The organism is Mycoplana rhizolycopersici (assembly GCF_013378445.1).
In the GTDB taxonomy this organism is placed as follows: domain Bacteria; phylum Pseudomonadota; class Alphaproteobacteria; order Rhizobiales; family Rhizobiaceae; genus Mycoplana; species Mycoplana rhizolycopersici.
Genome location: NZ_JABXYK010000009.1, coordinates 111,134 through 129,559, shown reverse-complemented (window position 1 = coordinate 129,559; position 18,426 = coordinate 111,134). Strand labels below are relative to the sequence as shown.

Sequence of the window (18,426 nt, the reverse complement as noted above, 5' to 3'; positions counted from 1 at the left end):
TGCCTTGCAGCCAATTTGGCGAGTCTGCCGTTTCGCAAAGCGGCCGCCTACCTCTGCCAGTGGCGCCCTTCGCTGGTGACGCCGAATCGATCCGGCATGCGCGCGAAGGCAGCAAGCCCGGCAAGGGCCGCCATCGGATGTGTGACCACGTAGGTCGGAATTTGCCGCAGCAGCTCGCCGTGCGGCGCCTTGTCCTCGAAGGCAGCGCGGAACTCCGGCCCGCGCAATGCCGGCAGGATCTTCTGCGAAATGCCGCCGGCCAGGTAGACGCCGCCCTTGGCCATGAAGATCATGGCAATGTCGCCGGCGACACGCCCGAGATAGGTGGAAAACAGCGAGACTGTCTCCACGGCGGCCGCATCCGTACCGGTGAGCGCGGCCGAGGTCACCGCTGCGGGAATGTCGAGCGTCGCCTCCCGTGCATCGGCAGCGCTGATGGCACGGTAGATGTTCATGATGCCGCGGCCGCAGAGCAGTTGTTCGGCGGAGATGCGGCCCTCTATCGGTTCCAGGAAGGGCCAGATCTGGTAGTCGCGCTCGGTGCGCGGTCCCATGTCGATATGTCCGCCTTCACCGGGAACCGGTATCCAGGCGTGCATGGCGTGGACCAGGCCAGCAACCCCGAGCCCCGTGCCCGGGCCGAGCACCGCCCGCGAGGCAACGTGATTTTCGCCACCTCCGCCGATCTTTTCCCTGTCATCGTCGGAAAGCGAGGCAACGGCCAGCGCCTGCGCTTCAAAGTCGTTGACGAGCAGCACTTCCTCGAAGCCGAGCTTCGCGATCATCTCGCGCGGGCGCACGACCCAATCGCAATTGGTCAGCGGAACCTCGTCGCCCTCGATCGGTCCGGCCAGTGCCAGGATGGCAGAACGCGGCTGGACCGAAGTCTTGTCGAGAATGCAGTTCTGCAGCGCATCGTCGATGTTTTCGAATTGCGCGGTCTGGATGATCGGATATTCCTTCGGCGCGGCGAAGGCGTCGAGCAGGAGCGCGAACCGGGCATTGGTGCCGCCGATGTCTCCGATCAGGATGGGAAAGGGAAAGGCGAGTTCGCCATCGTTCGACTTTGCCATGAAACCAGTTTCTTCCTGTAGGCGCCTGTGCCGCAATCCGTTTTCTATCCGAAAGCTTTTGCCACCGTTGTCAGTTGGCCGCAACCAGCCGTTCCGCCGTGGCAAGGTTCAATGCCATGGGTATGTCGTAGACGATCGCAAGCCGCATCAGAGCCTTCACGTCGACGTCGTGCGGCATGGCCGTCAGCGGATCGACGAAAAAGATCAGCATGTCGACCTCACCAGTCGCGATCAGCGCGCCGATCTGTTGGTCGCCGCCGAGCGGCCCGCTCTTCAGGCGCGTGACGTCGAGGTCCGGGCAGGCTTCCAGCACGCGACCGCCGGTCGTTCCGGTCGCAAAAATCCGGCTTTGCCGTAGCGCAGCCTCGTTGCGCCTGGCGAAATCCGCCATCTCGTCCTTCTTCTCGTCATGCGCGATAAGGGCGATGGTCTTTGGAAGCGACATGGGGCGACCTCGAACTTAAATCGATTTGATGGCTCTATACAGGACCATGGTCGCCATGAAAAGCCGCCTCCACTGGAGCATCGCCGCCCGATCCTGTCGCAGCGGCTCCTATTGCAGCGACGGGCGCGGCAGCGGCACGGGAACGGCGAAGGAAGGCTGCGCGCCATCGGCGGCAATCACCGCGGCGATGCCGTCATCGGCGGGTTCCTTCGCTGAATAGGCGAGCGAACTGCCGCCGCCGCCATATGTGACGTCCTGCTCCGATGCGGGCGCCGGGCCTGCGAGAACGACCGCGCAGGCCTTCGGTAGATCGGAAAGCGTGGCAAGGCGCGGCGGCTTTGCCGGCTTTTGGTCCTTTTTCGGTGAAGGTTTTGCCCAGGGTTCGTCGGTGAACCACCAGGCGAGCGACTTGTCGCAGCCGTCGCCGGCGGGCACGGCCGCCTGCCCCTTGCAATTCGCCGAGCCGGGCGGGCACTTGATGCGGATGTGGAAATGGTAGTCGTGCCCGTAGATCGGGCGAACCTTGCCAAGATCGGTGCGGTCGCCGGTCCAGGTGTCGCAGAGCTTCTTCTTGATGGCCGGATTGACGAAAATGCGCTCCACCTGCGGATAGCTCGCAGCAAGCATGATCAGTCGCGCCTGGCGTTCGCTCCAGGCGTTCGGATTGATCGTCAGAAACTTCTTCGGCTGGAGCATCGAGGTTGCCTGGATGCTCTCGCGCTCCTGGTAGGTCAGCGTCCGGTCCGGCATCGGCGTCAGCCAGATATCGGCATCGAGGCCGATCTGGTGCGAGGCATGCCCGTTCAACATCGGCCCGCCGCGCGGCTGGGCGATGTCGCCGAGAAGCAGCCCGTTCCAGCCGACCTTGGTGCGCGCGTCCCTGGAGAACTGCTCGATCAATTCGATCATCGCCGGGTGCCCCCAGCGGCGGTTGCGCGAAAGCCGCATAGCCTGCCATGTCGCCCCGTCTGTCGGGATAGCCACGCCGCCGGCAAGGCAGCCCTTGGCATAGAAGCCGTAGGCCTGCGGCTGCATCACGGATGGCAGGGGCTTGCCGCCGAAAAGCTCCCGCGCTGGTCTGTCTTCGGCATGCAGCGGGGAGGCGATGGCCGCCAAAAGCGCTGCTGCGGTTCCAAGACGGGTAAGGAGTGGCTTGAACGTGGGAAACATATCGTCGTCCAGAATCGATTTTAACTGTCGCTCGCGCACGAAGTAGCACGGTGCGCGCGGGGCGGGGATGAAATCTGCGATGGCAGGGGGCTGCAAAAAATCGCCGCTTTCATGGCGGCTTCTGTCATTTGCCCGGATTTTGTCTAATCTTTCCGGCAGACGATTGGGCGATCGACAACAAGGGGCTTGGCATGAAGATTGGCAGATCCGGAATTCTCAGTGCGTTCGTGCTTGCGGCGGCGATATCGTCGCTGGCCGCGGGGGCGGGAGCGCAGGAGAAGGCGCCGGAATGGCGGCACGGAATCTCCACGGTCGGCGAACTCAAATATCCGGCCGGCTTTGCCCACTACAGCTACGTCAACCCGAAGGCGCCGAAGGGCGGCACGCTTCGGCTTTCCAGCGCCGGCACGTTTGATTCGTTCAATCCGCTGCTGGCCAAGGGCGAGGCCGCAGCCGGCCTCAACCTCGTCTTCGACACACTGATGAAGTCTTCCGAGGACGAGGTCACCACCTCGTACGGCCTTCTGGCCGAGGGCGTTTCCTACCCGGACGATATCTCGTCTGCCACCTTTCGGCTCCGCCCGGAGGCAAAATGGGCGGATGGCCAGCCGGTGACGCCGGAAGACGTGATCTTCTCCTTCGAAAAAGTGATCGAGCATAACCCGCTCTACACCAACTACTACAAGCACGTCCTTTCCGTTGAAAAGACGGGCGATCGCGACGTCACTTTCCAGTTCGACGAGAAGAACAATCGCGAGCTGCCGCAGATCCTCGGCCAGTTCCCGATCGTGCCGAAGCACTGGTGGGAGGGCAAGGATGCATCGGGCAAGGAGCGCGACATTTCGCGCACGACGCTTGAACCGGTGATGGGGTCCGGACCCTACAAGATCGCCGCCTTCTCGCCGGGTTCGACGATCCGCTACGTATTGCGCGACGACTATTGGGGCAAGGACCTGAACGTCAATGTCGGCCAGAACAATTTCGGACGCATCGACTATTCCTATTTCGGCGACCGCAACGTCGAGTTCGAGGCATTCCGCGCCGGCAATGTGGACTATTGGTTCGAAAATCAGGCAAGCCGCTGGGCGACGGGTTACGACTTTCCCGCCGTCAACGACGGACGGGTGAAGCGCGAGGAGATCGCCAACCCGTATCGCGCCACCGGCATCATGCAGGCCATGGTGCCGAACATGCGCAAGCCGATGTTCCAGGACGAGCGGGTTCGCGAGGCTCTGAGCTACGCCTTCGATTTCGAGGAACTGAACAAGACGGTCTTCTATGAGCAGTACAAGCGGGTCAACAGCTTCTTCTTCGGAACCGAGCTTGCCTCCTCGGGGCTGCCGGAAGGCAAGGAACTGGAAATCCTCAACGAACTGAAGGATCAGGTGCCGCCGAGCGTCTTTACGACGCCGTTCGAAAATCCTGCCGGCGGCGATCCGGGCAAGCAGCGCGAGAACCTGCGCAAGGCCGTCGTCCTGCTCAAGGATGCAGGCTATGTGCTGAAGGGAAATCGCATGGTAAAGGAGGACACCGGCCAGCCGCTGTCCTTCGAGATCCTGCTGTCGAGCCCGACGCTCGAGCGTGTCGCCCTTCCCTACGCCAACAATCTCAAGCGCATCGGTATCGACGCCCGGGTCCGGACCGTCGATCCATCGCAATATACCAATCGCACGCGCGCCTTCGACTACGACATGACCTGGGTCGTCTGGGCCCAGACCCTGCATCCGGGCAACGAGCAGAGCGACTACTGGGGTTCTTCCTCGGTCGAGCGCCAGGGCTCCAAGAATTATGCCGGCATTTCCGATCCGGCGATCGACGCCCTGATAAACCGTATCATCTTCGCCAAGGACCGGGAGGAACTGGTTGCGGCGACGAGAGCCCTGGACCGCGTATTGCTCGCGCATCACTACGTCGTGCCGATGTACTACCGCATGGCCGCGCCGATCGCCTACTGGAACCGCATCACCCGGCCGGCTGAGCTACCGACCTACGGCATCGGCTTCCCCGACGCCTGGTGGTCGACCGAGGTCAAGCCGGAGTGAGTGCTTGCATTGGGCCGCGGCGGCGCTCCAAATGGCAGCCAGTACGAATCACCGCCACGGCGGCCAAGGTTTATCGGGGAATTCGCGGATTGAGAGCTGACAGGGCGACAGGTGGCGGCATGGCAACCGCGATCACGCGGAGGCCCGGCTGATGGGCGCCTACATCCTCAGACGCCTGCTTCTGATGATCCCGACGATCGTGGGCATCATGGCGATCTCCTTCATCGTCGTGCAGTTTGCGCCGGGCGGCCCGGTCGAACAGGTGATTTCCGACCTGACCAGCCAGGGCGGCGGCGACCGCCTGTCCGGCGGCGGCGACATGCTGCAGGACTTCTCGCAGGACGCCTCGTCGGGCTATCGCGGCGCCCGCGGGCTTGATCCGGAGTTCATCGCCAAGCTGGAAAAGCAGTTCGGCTTCGACAAGCCGCCGCTCGAACGCTTCCTGACGATGATGGGCAACTATATCCGCTTCGACTTCGGCGAGAGCTTCTTCCGCAACACCTCCGTCGTCGATCTGATCGTCGAGAAAATGCCGGTGTCGATCTCGCTCGGCGTCTGGATCCTGATCCTCTCCTACGCGATCTCGATCCCGCTCGGCATCAAGAAGGCGGTCTCCGACGGTTCGCCCTTCGACGTCTGGACCTCGGGTGTCATCATCGTCGGGTACGCCGTGCCCAGCTTCCTGTTCGGCATCCTGCTGATCGTCGTATTCGCGGGCGGATCCTTCTTCGACTGGTTCCCCCTGCGCGGCATCGTCTCCGACAATTTCTGGCAGTTGCCCTGGTGGCAGAAGCCGCTCGACTACCTGTGGCACATGACGCTGCCGCTGATCACGCTGCTGCTGTCGGCCTTCGCCACCACGACGCTGCTGACGAAGAACTCCTTCATCGACGAGATCAAGAAGCAATACGTCGTCACCGCCCGCGCCAAGGGGTTGACCGAACGCCAGGTGCTCTACGGCCACGTCTTCCGCAATGCTATGCTGATCATCATCGCCGGCTTTCCCGGCGCCTTCATTTCGGCCTTCTTCACCGGCTCGCTGCTCATCGAATATATCTTCTCGCTCGACGGCCTCGGCCGCCTCGGCTACGAAGCCGTGGTGCGTCGCGACTATCCGATCGTCTTTGCAACGCTCTTCATCTTCTCGCTGATGGGGCTGGTCGTCAGTTTGATTTCCGACCTGATCTACACCTGGGTCGATCCCCGCATCGACTTCGAGCGGAGGGATGTCTGATGGCCGTTCTTCCCGACGCCCGCGCCCTTCCCGAAGGGGCTCCGCCAAAGGGCTTTCTCTCCCCCACCAACCAGAGGCGCTGGGAGAATTTCAAGGCGAACAGGCGCGGCTACTGGTCGCTCTGGATCTTCCTTGTGCTGTTTTTCCTCAGCCTTTGCGCCGAGTTCATCGCCAACGACCGGCCGGTCATCGCTTCCTACAAGGGCGAGATCCTGTTTCCTGTGCTGGTGAACTACCCGGAGGAAAAGTTCGGCGGTTTCCTTGCCGAGACCGATTACAAGTCCGACTTCATCCGCGACGAGATCGAGGCGAACGGCTGGATGGTCTGGCCGCCGATCCGCTATTCCTATCGCACCGTCAATTCCAACATCCCCCATTCCGCACCGACGAAGCCGTTCTGGCTGATGAGCGCGGAGGAGCGCTGCTCCGGCTACCCTGAAGGGGCGGCCGACCGGGGCTGCACGCTTGGCAACATGAACTGGCTCGGCACGGACGACCAGGCGCGCGACGTGCTGGCCCGCTCCATCTACGGTTTCCGCATCTCGGTCCTTTTCGGGCTCGCGCTGACGATCGCGTCTGCCATCGTCGGCGTGTCTGCCGGTGCCGTGCAGGGCTATTTCGGCGGCTGGACCGATCTTCTGATGCAGCGCTTCATCGAGATCTGGTCGTCGATGCCGGTGCTTTACATCCTCTTGATCATCTCGGCGATCCTGCCACCCGGCTTCTGGATCCTGCTGTCGATCATGCTGCTGTTTTCCTGGGTCGGCTTCGTGGGCGTCGTGCGCGCCGAGTTCCTCCGGGCGCGAAACTTCGAATACGTGCGGGCCGCCCGCGCGCTCGGCGTCGGCAACGGCACGATCATGGTCCGCCATCTGTTGCCGAATGCGATGGTGGCGACGCTGACTTTTCTGCCCTTCATCCTGTCGGGGTCGATCACCACGCTGACATCGCTCGACTTCCTGGGCTTCGGCATGCCGCCGGGTTCGCCGTCGCTGGGCGAACTGATCGCCCAGGGCAAGCAGAACCTGCAGGCGCCGTGGCTGGGGCTGACGGCCTTCATCGTCATGTCGCTGATGCTGTCGCTTTTGATTTTCGTCGGTGAAGCGACCCGCGACGCCTTCGACCCGAGAAAGACCTTCCGTTGAGCCCGGCCATGAACGAAAAGAAGAGCGAGCCGATCCTCAAGGTGGAAGACCTCTCGGTCGCCTTCCATCAGGGCGGAAAGACGTCGATTGCCGTCGACCACGTTTCCTTCGAGATCGGACGCGGCGAGGTCGTGGCGCTCGTCGGCGAATCCGGTTCCGGCAAGTCGGTGACGGCGAATTCCATTCTCAAGCTTCTGCCCTATCCCGCCGCCAGCCACCCGTCTGGCTCGGTGATGTTCAAGGGCCGCGATCTTCTAGGCGCGGCGGATGAAAAGCTGCGGCATGTGCGCGGCAACGACATCACCATGATCTTCCAGGAGCCGATGACCTCGCTCAACCCGCTGCACTCGATCGAGCGGCAGATCGGCGAGGTCCTCGAACTGCACCAGGGGCTGAAGGGGGCGCCGGCCAGGGCGCGCACGCTGGAACTCCTCAACCAGGTCGGCATACGCGAGCCGGAGAAGCGGCTTTCCGCCTACCCGCACGAACTTTCCGGGGGCCAGCGCCAGCGCGTGATGATCGCGATGGCGTTGGCCAACCGCCCCGAGCTCCTGATTGCCGACGAGCCGACGACGGCACTCGACGTCACGGTACAGGCGCAGATCCTCGAGCTTCTGAAGAAGCTGAAGGAGGAGCACGGCATGTCCATGCTCTTCATCACCCATGATCTCGGCATCGTCCGCAAATTCGCCGATCGCGTCTGTGTCATGACCAAGGGCAAGATCGTTGAAAGCGGGCCGGTGGAAGCGATCTTCACCGATCCGCAGCATGACTACACAAGGCACCTGCTGTCTTCGGAGCCGCGCGGCATGCCGCTACCGGCTGATGACACCAAACCGGTCGTCATGGAGGCCGACGACATAAAGGTCTGGTTCCCGATCAAGGCGGGGTTCATGCGCAAGGTCGTCGATCACGTGAAGGCGGTCGACGGTATCGACCTCAGGCTGCGCGCCGGACACACGCTCGGCGTCGTGGGTGAATCCGGCTCCGGCAAGACGACGCTCGGCCTGGCGTTGACGCGCCTCATTCCCTCCACGGGCAGGATCGCCTTTATCGGCAAGGACATCGCGAGCTATTCGTTCCAGGAAATGCGCCCGCTCCGCAACCGGATGCAGATCGTCTTCCAGGATCCCTTCGGTTCGCTTTCGCCGCGCATGTCGGTGGCCGACATCGTCGCCGAGGGGCTGCAGATCCACGAGCCCAAGCTCACCGCCGACGAGCGCGACCGCCGCGTTGCCGCAGCCCTCGAGGAGACGGGCCTCGACGCATCCACCCGCTGGCGCTACCCCCACGAGTTCTCCGGCGGCCAGCGCCAGCGCATTGCGATCGCCCGCGCCATGGTGCTGAAGCCGCACTTCGTGATGCTGGACGAGCCAACCTCGGCGCTGGACATGAGCGTACAGGCCCAGGTCGTCGACCTCCTGCGCGACCTGCAGGCCAAACACAATCTCGCGTACCTTTTCATCAGCCACGACCTGAAGGTCGTTCGTGCGCTTGCCAACGACATCATCGTCATGCGCGCCGGCAAGGTGGTGGAGCAGGGGCTGGCGTCGCGCATCATCGAGGCGCCGGAAATGCCCTACACCCGGGCGCTGATGGCTGCCGCGTTCGATCTGGCCGCGGTCAAGTCGGACGTGGTCCACCAGTAAATCTCCTTCCATTTTCATGCAGGATCGCCGTGTCAGAGAAAAGCCCCGTCATCATCGACCTGAAATTCGATCGCGAGCAGGTCGCATCGGCACTGAAGGGTGCCTTCGCCGGCCGTGAGGTGATCGATCTCGGATTGCCCGCCAACAGGTCACGCGACCTTTCCGATGCCGGCTATGCGGTGGTCTGGAAGCCGTCGCCCGACCTGTTCTCAAGGGCGCGAGGCCTGGAGGCGATCTTTTCGGGTGGTGCCGGCGTGGACCACCTGCTGACGGTTCCCGGCCTGCCGGACATTCCTCTCGTTCGCTTCGTTGATCCGAGCCTGACGAACCGCATGAGCGAATGGGTGGTCCTGCAGTGCCTGCTGCACCTGCGGCAGTTCAAGGCCTATGAGACGCAGAGCGAAAAGCGCGTCTGGCATGAGCTCGACCAGCCCGAGGCCGCCGATGTGACGGTCGGCATCATGGGGATGGGGGTGCTTGGCATGGATGCGGCCAGTAAGCTCAAGACGATGGGCTTCGACGTCATCGGCTGGTCGCGCCGGAAGAAGGTCGTCGATGGCGTGGAGACGTTCGACGCTGCCGGACAAGACGCGTTTCTTGCCCGCACGGACATCCTCGTGGGCCTGCTGCCGTTGACCGCAGACACCCGCGGCATCTTCAATGCGGCGCTCTTTTCGAAGCTGCGCCGGAACGGGCCGCTCGGCGGACCGTTCTTCGTCAATGCCGGCCGCGGCGGCAGCCAGGTTGAGGCCGATATCCTGGCCGCGCTCGATGCCGGTACGCTCGCGGGGGCGTCACTCGACGTCTTTGAAACCGAGCCCCTGCCGCTTCAGAGCCGGCTATGGAACCACGGCAAGGTGTTCGTCACCCCGCATGCGGCCGCAGCTTCCGATGTCAGGGCGCTCTTTGCCCATGTGGAGCAGCAGATCGCCCGTCATGAGAACGGCGAGCCGCTCCAGCATCTCGTCGATCGGTCGAGCGGCTATTGATCCGTTCTCTCGCCGGGTCTGCGCGCGGCCTACGGCCGGCGATAGCCCGTCGGCTGCTGATAGAGCCAGCCGATCCGCTCGATGGCACTGTCCAGCCGCTCGCGCGCCACGCTCATCGTATTGCCGTTCGCATGGACGATCGTCTCTGTATCTTCCATGATCGCCACGTGTCCCTTCCAGAACACGAGGTCGCCGCGCCGAAGTTCCGCCCGGTCGATCGTTACGCCGAGACCGTTCGCCTGCATGTCTGAATCACGCGGCGCCCGCAGCCCGGCCATCATCATGGAAAGCTGGACGAGAGCCGAGCAATCGATGCCGAAGCCGCTGCGCCCGCCCCAGAGATAAGGCGTTTCCAGAAAGCGCAGGGCGATCGATACGTAGTCGTCGGTAATCGGTTGGCCCGCCGGCGCGCAATGGGAGGCGACGACCGACTGGCCGCCGGCGAGCGTCAGATAGCGTGTGCCGCGCGTCTCGGTCGCGCCGGTCACGGTCAACCGGCTGCCGACAGACAGAGCAAATGCCGCAGGTGTGCGCAGGTCCGCACCGGTATAGGCGAAAGTCCGTGGAACGGCGACGACGTGGGTGGCGGGCGCCCCGGCGTTCGAGATATCCGTCTCTGGGACATAGCCGACGTAGCCGTCGAAATCGGCCTTCACCCATGCCCAGCCGCCGGCGCGGTCCAGCACCCTCAGTGTCTCGCCGAAAAGAAGCTCGGAATCGATGCCTGCCGCCACGTCCGGCCGCGGTCGCAAGGCGACGACGGGAGCCGAAACATTCCCCGCAGTTCCGGCTACGTAACGCGGCGCCTCGACAATGCCGCGCAACGCGTCGTCTGCGAGATCACTGCGATAGGCGTTCAGGCGCCGGTCTGGAAGGCTTTTCATCATGGCCTCATGGTTTCAGAGCACGGCCCTGGTCGATGATCAGGTCGCACAGCTTCTCAAGGTAGAGCGCCCCGTCCACGGTGCGCTTGATGACGACGTTGCGGCGGTCGCGTTCGTCGCGTTCGCGCGTCACGAACCCCATGTCGCCCATCGTGTCCAGCGCGCGCGTGATGACGGGCTTGGTGACGCCGAGCTTGGCGGCCAGCCCGCGAACGGTATGCGGCGGCGGTACGAGATAGATCTCCAGCAGGATCGCCATCTGTCTCAGTGTCAGGTCGCGTCCGTCGAGCTTGACCTGACCGAAAGAGACCGCATGCCAGAGGCCGAGCGCCTGTGAGGCGGAGAGTTCCAATGGCAAGGTGTTTCCCGATCGATCGACGCAGACTTCGTTACGCTACCGTATCGGTGAAGATTTGCAAGGCATGCGAGGCCCCGCAATCCGGGGCATCGCATTCGTTGTGCCAAAGGAAATTTACTTAGCCGGCTGACATTCTCAAATGATGATAGAGCGCGCGAATTGCCTGTGCTTCCCCGCCGACCGGCGAATGCGGCCGTTCGGTCGGTGCCCAGCCGTAGATGTCGAAATGCGCCCAGCTCTTGGTACGCGTGACGAACCGCTTGAGGAACAGGGCCGCGGTGATGGCGCCTGCCATGCCGCCTGCCGGCGCGTTCGTCAGGTCTGCTATCCGCGCGGATACGTCCTTGTCGTAGCCCATGTAGAGCGGCATGCGCCACAGCGGATCGTCCACAAAGAGGCTGGCCTCGGCGAGGTCCGCGGCCAGATCTCCGTCGTCGGTGAAGAAGGGCGGAAGATCGGGACCGAGTGCCACGCGGGCAGCGCCCGTCAGCGTTGCCATGTCGATCAGAAGGTCCGGCTCGTCCTCGTCGGCGAGCGCGAGCGCGTCGGCAAGGATCAGCCGGCCCTCGGCGTCGGTGTTGTCGATCTGCACCGTCAGTCCCTTGCGGCTGCGATAGATGTCGCCCGGCCGGAAGGCATTTGCCGAGATCGAGTTTTCGACAGCCGGAACCAGCACGCGCAGGTCGATCTTCAGCTTGGCGTCCATGATCATCAGCGCCAGACCCATGACGTTTGCCGCCCCGCCCAGGTCCTTCTTCATCAGCAGCATCGACGATGCCGGCTTGATGTCGAGCCCGCCCGTATCGAAGCAGACGCCCTTGCCCACAAGCGTGACCTTGCGATGGCCCTTCTTGCCCCAGCGCATCTCGAGCAGCCGCGGGGCTTCCGCCGAAGCCCTGCCGACGGTGTGGATCAGCGGGAAGTTCTCCGTCAGGAGATCGTCGCCCTTTATCACCGAGACCTTGGCCTTGTAGTGCTCGCCGAGCGCCCGGAAGACGTCTTCCAGCGCTTCCGGGCCCATGTCGTTGGTCGGCGTGTTGATGAGGTCGCGCGCCAGGAACACCCCGGCAAGCTGACGCCTGATGTCGGCCGCATCCGCATCGCCGGGGATCAGCAGCGTCGGCGCGTCCTTGGTCGCGCCGCGATAGCGCTCGAACCGGTAGCTGCCGAGACCATAGCCGAGGGAAAGCCGGTTCGCCGTCAACGGCGCCGTCTCGATATGCCAGTCTCCGGCCGGAAGCGTCCGCGCCAGCTTGCCCGTCAGGAAGGGTGCCTCGGAGGGCGTCTTGCCCAGGCCGAACAGCGCGCCGCCCAGATGGCCGTCCTCGGTGGGAATGAGGAGGAGTGAACCGGACTCGGCCCTGAAGCCCGCCTTTCTCGCCCAATCCAGCGCGATCGGGTCGATCGTCCCCGTCTCGATGTGGGCCGGTGTGATCGCGAAGATCGGAAGCGTCTTGCCGCCGCGCGTGTTGAAGGGGGAAGGGCGTTCGATGAACTGGTACGGGGCCATGGGGCAGAGCCTTTGCGGTAGGTCCGGGAATCGGCGAATTAACGTTCTGTTAGGGTTAACAGAATATTGCTGGAGTGAGGATTGCGGCGTGATTCTTTCCCTTCGCGCTGCAGGAGACGCTCTGGGGATCTTTCATGCTTTGCTTCGTCAACGCAAAAACGTCTTGCCGAAAATTCGTCCTTTTGACGGCCACTGCCCTGGTCACGGTCACCCTTGCGGGGTGCTCGACCGGCACAAGCAAGATGACGACCGGCTCGATTCCGAAAATGTCGAAGCCGATCACGGAGATGAACGCCAGCGAGTTGAGCCGGGCGGCGGAGAGCGTAGGCAAGGCCTACGAGAAGAACCCGAAGGACCGTCAGGCCGGCCTGAACTACGCAAACCTCTTGCGCATGACCGGAAGGAACGATCAGTCGCTCGCCGTCATGCAGCAGGTGGCCATCTTCCATTCGAGTGACCGCGAAGTGCTGGCAGCCTACGGAAAGTCGCAGGCGGCGGCCGGCCAACTCCAGCAGGCGCTGGGCACGATCCAGCGCGCCCAGACGCCTGACCGGCCGGACTGGCGGCTGAAGTCGGCCGAAGGGGCAATCCTCGACCAGTTGGGCCGCTCCGACGAGGCGCGCGCTCGCTACCGCGAAGCGCTCGACCTCAAGCCCAACGAGCCGTCGGTCATGTCCAATCTCGGCATGTCCTATCTTCTCGCCCGCGACCTTCGCACGGCCGAAACCTATCTGCGTTCGGCCGCGCAGCAGCCCGGCGCCGATTCCAGCGTCCGGCAGAACCTCGCGCTCGCCATCGGTCTGCAGGGTCGCTTCGCCGAGGCGGAGCAGATCGCGCGGCAGGAACTGAGCGCCGAACAGGCCGAGGCAAACGTCGCCTACCTTCGCAGCATGCTTTCCCAGCAGAACTCCTGGAAGCAACTCGCCCAGAACGACGACAACAACACCAACTGAACTGAGATTGCCGCCGCCTGCGCCGACGCTCGCCTGTCCTTGATCGGGGCTGGCGGCGTCGCGACGCTTTTTCTGGCCTCGGGCGAACGCTCTTCAGTCCGGAATCGTCGCTCCCCGACCCTTCTTCGGGGGCGGGGCACGGCCGTTGCTTGGCCGGCGGTCAGAAGTTGTCGGCGACCTGAATGCCGGCAGGGCCGAGAATGACTGCGATCAGCACCGGCAGGAAGAATACGATCATCGGCACCGTCAGCTTGGGTGGCAGCGCGGCGGCCTTCTTCTCGGCCTCGTTCATGCGCGTGTCACGGCTTTCCTGCGCGAGCACGCGCAGCGCCTGCGCGATCGGCGTGCCATAGCGTTCGGCCTGGATGAGCGCCTGCATGACGGCCTTGACGATGTCGAGGCCGGTACGTGTGCCGAGGTTTTCATAGGCGACACGACGGTCCTGCAGGAAGGAAAGTTCCGCGGTCGTCAGGACCAGTTCTTCGGCCAGTTCCGGTGAGGCCATGGCGATTTCGTCCGCCACGCGCCGCAACGCCACTTCCATCGAGACGCCCGATTCGACGCAGATGAGCAGCAGGTCTAGCGCGTCCGGCCATGCCCGCTTGATCGAGAGCTGACGCTTGCTGATGCGGTTCGAGATATAGATGTTGGGCGCATAGAAGCCGAGATAGGCGGAGCCAATCGAAGCAACAAGCCGGATGGTCATCGGCTTGTCGCCGAGATAGCCGAGGTAGAAGATATAGAATGCGCCGACCGCGAAGAAGATGAACGGCAGGACGAAGCGCGCAAACAGGAAGATGTTGAGCGCGTTCTGCGAGCGGTAGCCTGCCTGGCGCAGGCGGTTGACCGTGCCCGTGTCCACCAGTGCCTGACGCAGGTTCAGCTTTTCCACGACCTGGCGCACCGAGCCGTTTTGTTGAGCGCGCAGCGAACCCTTGGTCTGGCCCCCTTCGGAGTTCAGCCGCGCCCGTTCCCGTGCGCGGATCTGGTCACGCTCCAGCGCCACCGACTTCATCCGCTTGTCGAGGTCACCGCGCTCGAAATAAGGTGCGGCGAGCGAATAGAAGGTGGCGAGCACCGCGAGTGCGACGAAGACCGGCAAGAGCAGGTCAGGATTGGTGAGGGTCGCTGCCAGATCCTTCATCGCTTTTCCTCAGATGTCGAAATTGATCATGTTGCGCATCATCAGAATGCCGATCGACATCCAGACCGCGGAGCATCCGAGGATCAGGTGGCCACGCGGATCAGTGAAGAGGATCATCATGTATTCGGGCGTCGTCAGGTAGACGAGCAGCATGACGATCAGGGGCAGGGCACCGATGATCGCCGCAGACGCCTTCGCCTCCATCGACATGGCCGAGACCTTGGCCCTCATCTTCCGCCGTTCGCGAAGGACTTTCGACAGGTTGCTCAGCGCCTCCGACAGGTTTCCGCCGGCCTGGCTCTGGATGGCGATGACGATCGAGAAAAAGTTGACTTCCTGAAGCGGGATGTGCGTGTACATGCGTGCGCAGGCTTCCGGGATGCTCAGGCCCATCTGCTGGGATTCGACGACGCGACGGAACTCGGATTTCACCGGGTCCTGTCCTTCGGCGGCAATAAGTCGGAGAGCGTCCGTCAGCGGCAGGCCCGACTTGATCGAGCGCACCATGACGTCCAGCGAGTTCGGAAACTCTTCGAGGAACTTGTTCATGCGCCGCTTGACGATGAAGTTGAGAACCCAGCGCGGCACGCCCAGGCCCGCGATGACGAATAGGCCTGCGGAAATGACCGGCGGCGCGCCGGCCACCAGCGAGGCGAACGCCATGAACAGGCCGAAGGCGAGGCCGATCAGAATGAACTGGGTCGGCGTGAGGCTGAGGCCAGCCTGCGACAGCTTTGCCTTGAGGGTCGGCGCTGCCTTCTTGTTGCGCTCCTGCTGCTTCTTCTCCAGGTCTTTCAGCGAGTCCTGCACCGACTTGCGGCGCTTGGACATTTCCTGCATGCGCTCGCGGGCCGCCCTGACCTTGTTCTGGTCCGTTTCGGCGGACTTGACCCGGTTGACCCGGCTCTCGGCCTTCTTTTCCGTCTCGATTCGCGAGAACAGCAGGCCATAGCCGAGCGCGCCGGCGGCCAGCGCCGCCAGGGCGACGATCGCGACGATGGTGGGATCAAGTCCGAACATCTGCCCCTCGGTCAGTCAGGTTTCTGCATCTGGTCGAGCGTTGCCGCCAGGCGCCGCTCCTCGTTGAAATAGCGTGCGCGATCCCAGAAGTGCGGTTTGCCGATGCCGGTGCCGACATGGCGGCCGATAATCCGGCCGTTGGCATCTTCTCCCTCGATCTCGAAGCGCATCAGGTCCTGCGTGACGATGACGTCGCCTTCCATGCCCACCACCTCGGTAATGTGGGTAATGCGGCGTGTGCCGTCGCGCAGGCGCGTGGCCTGGATGACGACGTCCACCGAGCCGGCGATGATTTCGCGCACGGTCTTTGCGGGGAGCGTGTAGCCGCCCATCGCAATCATCGATTCCATACGGCTCAAGCACTCGCGCGGCGAGTTGGCGTGGATCGTTCCCATCGAACCGTCGTGACCGGTGTTCATCGCCTGCAGCAGGTCGAACACCTCCGGGCCACGCACTTCGCCGACGATGATCCGTTCGGGTCGCATACGCAGGCAGTTCTTGATGAGATCGCGCATGGTGATCTCGCCCTCGCCCTCGATGTTCGGCGGGCGGGTTTCCAGGCGCACCACATGTGGCTGCTGGAGCTGGAGTTCGGCCGAGTCCTCGCAGGTGATAACGCGCTCGTCGGTTTCGATGTAACGCGTCATGCAGTTTAGAAGCGTCGTCTTGCCCGAGCCGGTACCGCCGGAGATCACGATGTTGCAGCGGACACGGCCGATGATCTGCAGCAGGGTCGACCCCTCCGGCGTGATCGAGCCGAACTTCACGAGCTGATCGAGCGTCAGCTTGTCCTTCTTGAACTTTCGGATCGTCAGTGCCGTGCCGTCGATGGCAAGCGGCGGAGCGATAACGTTGACGCGCGAGCCGTCGGGAAGGCGGGCGTCGCAGATCGGGCTCGATTCATCGACCCGGCGTCCGACCTGGCTGACGATTCGCTGGCAGATCGAGAGCAACTGCGCGTTGTCGCGGAAGCGGATCTCCGATTCCTGCACCTTGCCGCTCACTTCGATGTAGGTCTTGCCGGCACCGTTGACCATGATGTCGGCGATGTCGTCGCGTGCGAGCAACGGTTCCAGCGGACCATAACCCAGAACGTCGTTGCAGATGTCGTCGAGCAGTTCTTCCTGCTCGGAGATCGACATCGCGAAGTTCTTGATGGTGATGATGTCGTTGACGATGTCGCGGATTTCCTCGCGCGCGCTCTCGGCGTCGAGTTTGGCGAGCTGCGACAGGTCGATCGTGTCGATCAGGGCCGAGAAGACCTGCGACTTTGTATCGTAGTAGTCTTCTGTGCGCGGCAAGCGCTTGCGGGCGATCGGCGAGGGTTGATGTGCCGGCGCGACGGCGATCGTCTCGCGGACGGGTTCGGCCGTAGGCTGCGGCGCCAGCGCCACCGGTGGAGGCATCGAGCCGGCCTGCGGCGCATGGCCGGCAAAGCCGCCGCCCTTTCCACTGCCTTCGTTTCCGCGTCTACCGAACATTCCGTGTCATCCAGTTCTCGTCAAGGCTCTGGCCCGTTCACTTCCGGCCGAGCATCCCCAGCATCTTGCCCAGCCCGCCCTTCTTGGGCTTCTTCACGGTGGCTCGCCCCGTCACCACATGGGCGATCTGCGAGAAGGTCTCGGCCGCCGGCGACTTCTTGTCCATTTCCGCGATCATCCGTCCGCTGTTGGCTGCCGCGCCGAACAGCTGGGCATCGAACGGAATGATCGCGATCGGCTGCGTCTCGATGGCTTCGCAGAAGTCGTTGGGCGCGATCTCCGGCCGCTTCGGCATGCCGACCTGATTGAGGATCAGATGCGGTGGCCGGTCGTTGGGCCGAAGCTTTTTCAAGGCGTCGAACATGTTCTTCGCATTGCGCAGGTTTGCCAGATCAGGCACCGCCGTCACGATCACTTCGTCGACCTCCGACAGAAGCGTGCGCGTCCATTCCGACCAGGCATGCGGAACGTCAAGCACGTTCACCGGCGCGCTTCTCTGGAGCACCTCCATCATCGGCTGGAACGATCCGCGCTCCAGATCGTAGGCACGGTCGAGCATGGACGGCGCGGCGAGCAGCGACAGATGATCGGAGCACTTGGCGAGCAGGCGGTCGAGAAACACCTCGTCCAGCCGCTCCGGCGTATAGACGGCTTCCGCCATGCCCTGCGCCGGATCCTGGTCGAAGTTGATGTTGGCCGTGCCGTAGGGCAGGTCGAGGTCGGCCAGCACCACTTCCGTCGAGAACAGGTTCGAGATGTCCCAGGCGCAATTGTGCGCGATGGTGGACGAGCCGACGCCGCCCTTGGCGCCGATGAAGGCGATCGTGCGGCCGAGCGGCTCGGCCTCGGGATCGACGAAGATGGCGGCGACCGCGTTCAGAACGTCGGCCATGGACACGGGCGCGACGAGATATTCCGAAATGCCGTTGCGGATCATCTCGCGGTAGAGCGTGATGTCGTTGTGGTGGCCGACGACGATGACCTTGGTGCTGGGATCGCAAACCTCGGCGAGCGGAGCCAGTTCGCCCATCAGCGCGGACGGCGGGGCCGAGGCCTCCAGTATGATCAGATTCGGCGTTGGGGCGGCGGAGAACATGTTGACCGCCGCCTGGATGCTGCCGTTGTTGATGCGGAAGCTTACCTTCGACATCCGCCGGTCGCTCGCGCAGCGCTCCATCGCCTGGAACATGCCTTCGCTTTCGCAAAAGGCATGGATCGATATGCGCGGCAGCGGGCGCAGGTTGTCGAGCTCGCCGGCGCCCGGGCCTTCGTCAGGGCCGGCTGCCGCAGCGTGTGCCGCGTCGATGCTGTACTGGATGCTCGTCATCT

At 63.4% G+C, this 18,426-nt stretch carries 16 protein-coding genes; 6 read left to right on the top strand and 10 right to left on the bottom strand.

Features of this window, described 5'->3' with window-relative positions; translation table 11 throughout:
• Positions 1-47: 47 nt before the first annotated feature.
• The 3 genes from HV823_RS15905 to mepA all read right to left on the bottom strand — a co-directional run bounded on the left by HV823_RS15905 (position 48) and on the right by mepA (position 2,688).
• Positions 48-1,073 (bottom strand): glucokinase, encoded by a 1,026-nt coding sequence (locus tag HV823_RS15905; RefSeq protein WP_176950710.1) that lies wholly within the window; start codon positions 1,071-1,073, stop codon positions 48-50.
• Between the two features lie 70 nt (positions 1,074-1,143).
• Positions 1,144-1,518 (bottom strand): methylglyoxal synthase, encoded by a 375-nt coding sequence (locus tag HV823_RS15900; RefSeq protein WP_176950709.1) that lies wholly within the window; start codon positions 1,516-1,518, stop codon positions 1,144-1,146.
• 108 nt (positions 1,519-1,626) lie between these two features.
• Positions 1,627-2,688 (bottom strand): penicillin-insensitive murein endopeptidase, encoded by a 1,062-nt coding sequence (mepA, locus tag HV823_RS15895; protein ID WP_176950708.1) that lies wholly within the window; start codon positions 2,686-2,688, stop codon positions 1,627-1,629.
• A gap of 191 nt (positions 2,689-2,879) precedes the next feature.
• Here mepA and HV823_RS15890 point away from each other — a divergent pair, with 191 nt between their 5' ends.
• From HV823_RS15890 to HV823_RS15870, 5 genes are all read left to right on the top strand, one after another.
• On the top strand, positions 2,880-4,730 hold the full coding sequence (locus HV823_RS15890) for an extracellular solute-binding protein (protein ID WP_176950707.1): 1,851 nt from the start codon (positions 2,880-2,882) through the stop codon (positions 4,728-4,730).
• A 151-nt stretch (positions 4,731-4,881) separates the two neighbouring features.
• Complete coding sequence (locus tag HV823_RS15885) at positions 4,882-5,964, top strand: microcin C ABC transporter permease YejB (protein ID WP_176950706.1); 1,083 nt, start codon at positions 4,882-4,884, stop codon at positions 5,962-5,964.
• Positions 5,964-7,109, top strand: a complete 1,146-nt coding sequence (locus HV823_RS15880) for an ABC transporter permease (RefSeq protein ID WP_176950705.1) — start codon at positions 5,964-5,966, stop codon at positions 7,107-7,109. The genes HV823_RS15885 and HV823_RS15880 overlap by 1 nt, the downstream gene beginning before the upstream one ends.
• 8 nt (positions 7,110-7,117) lie before the next feature.
• Complete coding sequence (locus HV823_RS15875) at positions 7,118-8,758, top strand: ABC transporter ATP-binding protein (protein WP_176950704.1); 1,641 nt, start codon at positions 7,118-7,120, stop codon at positions 8,756-8,758.
• 29 nt (positions 8,759-8,787) lie between these two features.
• Positions 8,788-9,747, top strand: a complete 960-nt coding sequence (locus HV823_RS15870) for an NAD(P)-dependent oxidoreductase (RefSeq protein WP_176950703.1) — start codon at positions 8,788-8,790, stop codon at positions 9,745-9,747.
• 29 nt (positions 9,748-9,776) lie between these two features.
• On the opposite strand, the gene HV823_RS15865 is transcribed toward HV823_RS15870, so the two are convergent.
• From HV823_RS15865 to HV823_RS15855, 3 genes are all read right to left on the bottom strand, one after another.
• Positions 9,777-10,631, bottom strand: coding sequence for a C40 family peptidase (locus HV823_RS15865; RefSeq protein ID WP_176950702.1), 855 nt, complete (start codon positions 10,629-10,631; stop codon positions 9,777-9,779).
• A gap of 7 nt (positions 10,632-10,638) precedes the next feature.
• Positions 10,639-10,989 carry a MarR family winged helix-turn-helix transcriptional regulator gene (locus HV823_RS15860; protein ID WP_176950701.1) on the bottom strand — a complete coding sequence of 117 codons (351 nt, stop codon included), beginning with the start codon at positions 10,987-10,989 and terminating at the stop codon, positions 10,639-10,641.
• Positions 10,990-11,107: 118 nt separating this feature from the next.
• Positions 11,108-12,499 carry a leucyl aminopeptidase family protein gene (locus HV823_RS15855; RefSeq protein ID WP_176950700.1) on the bottom strand — a complete coding sequence of 464 codons (1,392 nt, stop codon included), beginning with the start codon at positions 12,497-12,499 and terminating at the stop codon, positions 11,108-11,110.
• Between the two features lie 134 nt (positions 12,500-12,633).
• Between HV823_RS15855 and HV823_RS15850 the strand changes: the two genes are divergently transcribed.
• Positions 12,634-13,452: a tetratricopeptide repeat protein gene (locus tag HV823_RS15850; RefSeq protein ID WP_176950699.1), complete on the top strand. Its 819-nt coding sequence runs from the start codon at positions 12,634-12,636 to the stop codon at positions 13,450-13,452.
• A gap of 160 nt (positions 13,453-13,612) precedes the next feature.
• On the opposite strand, the gene HV823_RS15845 is transcribed toward HV823_RS15850, so the two are convergent.
• Genes HV823_RS15845 through HV823_RS15830 form a run of 4 tightly spaced genes read right to left on the bottom strand, consistent with a single transcriptional unit; the run spans position 13,613 to position 18,424 of the window.
• Entirely contained in the window at positions 13,613-14,596 is a 984-nt protein-coding gene (locus HV823_RS15845) for a type II secretion system F family protein (protein ID WP_176950698.1), read from the bottom strand.
• 9 nt (positions 14,597-14,605) lie between these two features.
• Positions 14,606-15,616, bottom strand: a complete 1,011-nt coding sequence (locus HV823_RS15840; protein ID WP_176950697.1) for a type II secretion system F family protein — start codon at positions 15,614-15,616, stop codon at positions 14,606-14,608.
• 11 nt (positions 15,617-15,627) lie between these two features.
• Positions 15,628-17,097 (bottom strand): TadA family conjugal transfer-associated ATPase, encoded by a 1,470-nt coding sequence (locus HV823_RS15835; protein WP_176950696.1) that lies wholly within the window; start codon positions 17,095-17,097, stop codon positions 15,628-15,630.
• A 37-nt stretch (positions 17,098-17,134) separates the two neighbouring features.
• Complete coding sequence (locus tag HV823_RS15830) at positions 17,135-18,424, bottom strand: CpaE/TadZ family protein (RefSeq protein ID WP_176950695.1); 1,290 nt, start codon at positions 18,422-18,424, stop codon at positions 17,135-17,137.
• Between the last annotated feature and the right edge of the window lie 2 nt (positions 18,425-18,426).